This window comes from Pseudomonas sp. Sample_24 (assembly GCF_004307605.1).
In the GTDB taxonomy this organism is placed as follows: domain Bacteria; phylum Pseudomonadota; class Gammaproteobacteria; order Pseudomonadales; family Pseudomonadaceae; genus Aquipseudomonas.
This window is the reverse complement of the sequence record NZ_RCNW01000003.1, coordinates 1-729: the sequence shown is the minus strand read 5'-3', so window position 1 is coordinate 729 and position 729 is coordinate 1. Positions and strand designations below refer to the sequence as shown.

Here is a 729-nt window from a genome sequence, read left to right as displayed (position 1 = left end):
TGACCAACCTCGAATACGCGCCATTGGCGGAGATCATGGGCCGCTCGCTGCTGGGGCCGGAGCCGTTCAACTGTTCGGCGCCGGACACCGGCAACATGGAAGTGCTGGTGCGTTATGCCAGCGAAGAGCAAAAGCAGCGTTGGCTTGAACCGTTGTTGCGAGGCGAGATCCGCTCGGCGTTCGCCATGACCGAACCGGACGTCGCGTCCTCCGATGCCACCAACATGGCAGCCCGTGCCGTGCGCGATGGTGACCAATGGGTGATCAATGGCAAGAAATGGTGGACGTCGGGTGCCTGCGATCCGCGCTGCAAGATCCTGATCTTCATGGGCCTGAGCAACCCCGATGCGCCGCGTCATGCCCAGCACTCGATGATTCTGGTGCCGATCGATACCCCCGGTGTGAAGATCGTGCGCCCGCTGCCGGTGTTCGGTTACGACGATGCGCCTCACGGTCACGCCGAGGTGCATTTCGAAAACGTGCGGGTGCCGTACGAAAACGTCTTGTTGGGCGAAGGACGCGGCTTCGAAATCGCTCAAGGTCGCCTTGGCCCGGGCCGAATTCACCACTGCATGCGTTCGATCGGCATGGCTGAACGTGCGCTGGAACTGATGTGCAAACGTTCGGTGAACCGCACCGCGTTCGGCAAGCCGCTGGCCCGTCTGGGTGGCAATATCGACAAGATCGCCGACTCGCGGATGGAAATCGACATGGCGCGTCTGCTGACCT

At 61.9% G+C, this 729-nt stretch carries 1 protein-coding gene; it reads left to right on the top strand.

Annotation, left to right across the window (positions count from 1 at the left end):
• A partial coding sequence (locus tag D8V06_RS00265; RefSeq protein WP_177434283.1) for an acyl-CoA dehydrogenase family protein occupies nt 1-729 on the top strand: 729 nt, incomplete at both ends.